General features: G+C 38.9%; 1 protein-coding gene. It reads left to right on the top strand.

Translation table 11 applies throughout. The features are described from left to right. A partial coding sequence (locus tag DM444_RS00220; RefSeq protein ID WP_162614877.1) for a recombinase family protein occupies positions 1 to 1,601 on the top strand: 1,601 nt, incomplete at its 5' end. Between the last annotated feature and the right edge of the window lie 2 nt (positions 1,602 to 1,603).

A 1,603-nucleotide genomic window follows, 5' to 3' on the forward strand; every position in this document is an offset into this window, starting at 1 on the left:
AAGCTGAGGTAAAAGAAATCTGGGGCTACACGAGGGTAAGCTCCAAACTTCAGTTAGTAAACAACAGTCTTGAAGAACAGCGCATAGAAATAATACAGTTTGCTTCCAAAAACGGCTATACACTCAAAAATATGCTTGGAGGAACTTATGAAAGCGCTTCGGGAGATTTTACCAGAAAAGAGTTTACAAGATTATTGGAAGAGGTTAAAAGCGCAAAACAGAAACCTTTTGCAATCGCCATAAAATTTATCAGCAGGTTTTCAAGAACAGGAGGAAACGCTATTAGCATTGTTCACGAGCTTGTGGATAAACTCGGAGTGCATTTAATTGAAACTTCTTCTGGTCTGTGCACCAATGACGAGTACAGCAAACTTGATATTTACAGCAAGCTTTTAGATGCCAGAAGAGAAAACATGGACAGGCTCGAAAAAACAATTCCTGGCATGAAAGCGCTACTGAGAGCAGGAAACTGGCTAGGCAAAGCTCCCAGAGGCTATACAATGAGAGGAAGGAAGGTTGGGGATTACGCTCTAATACAGGAAAAGCAGTCTATCACAATTAATTTAGAGGGAGAGATTTTAAAAAAGGCTTGGAAGTGGAAGCTTGCGGGTGAGAGGGATTTTGTAATTAGAGAGAAACTGGCAAAACTCAATTTAAATATTACAAAACAGTCACTGGGTGCTATGTGGCGCAATCCTTTCTACTGCGGAATCTCGGTAAATGCACTGCTTGAAGAGCCAGTGAAAGGAAACTGGACAGGCTTGGTCAGCGAGGAAGATTTTCTGAAGGTTGACAGAATGCTTTCTGAAAGCAAAGTGCCAGTTAAAGAATATTCTAAAAGCAAGATCAATGAGTTCAGACCATTGACGGGATTTTTAAGATGCGAATGCGGAAGCCTTCTGACAAGCTATGTGGTAAGAAAAAAGAATGCACATTACTATAAATGCCAGAAATGCAGAAATGCCAGTTTCAACGCATTGACCACACCATATTCAAAAGCGGAAGGCTTGAATGATTCTTTTGAAAAGCTATTATCAAGATACACGCTAAGTTCTCAATTTATAGAACCTTTCAAGCTTCAGCTGAACAAACTTTTTGATATCATGGAAAATGAAGGCAGGGAAGAAATGAAAGGTCTGCTTTCAAAGAAAAAAGATTTGGAAACCAAAATTGAAAATCTGGATAAACGCTATTTTGACAATCCGAATTTCGGAGATGAAAAATACAATAGATACGCACTTCAGTTTGATATGGAATTAAAGGAAGTTGAGCTTCAGATTACGGCAAACGGCAAAAAAATATCTAACCACGGCAGACATATCGATAAAGTAATAGAGAAAGTTACAAACATCAATAAATACTGGAAAGAAGGAGATATTGACAGCAAGATAAGAATCCAGAATCTGGTATTTCCAGAAGGATTGTCAATTAGGTCTGAAAACAGGGAATATCTAACTGGACGAGTAAACTCGATTTTTGGATTAGTCCAAACGTTTACAGGCATTGATAGAGGCAATAAAAAACAAAAAACCCATCAAAAATTTGATGGGTCATTCTCTGTAGCGGGAACAGGACTCGAACCTGTGACCTTCGGGTTATGAGC

It is taken from the genome of Flavobacterium ginsenosidimutans (assembly GCF_003254625.1).
In the GTDB taxonomy this organism is placed as follows: domain Bacteria; phylum Bacteroidota; class Bacteroidia; order Flavobacteriales; family Flavobacteriaceae; genus Flavobacterium; species Flavobacterium ginsenosidimutans.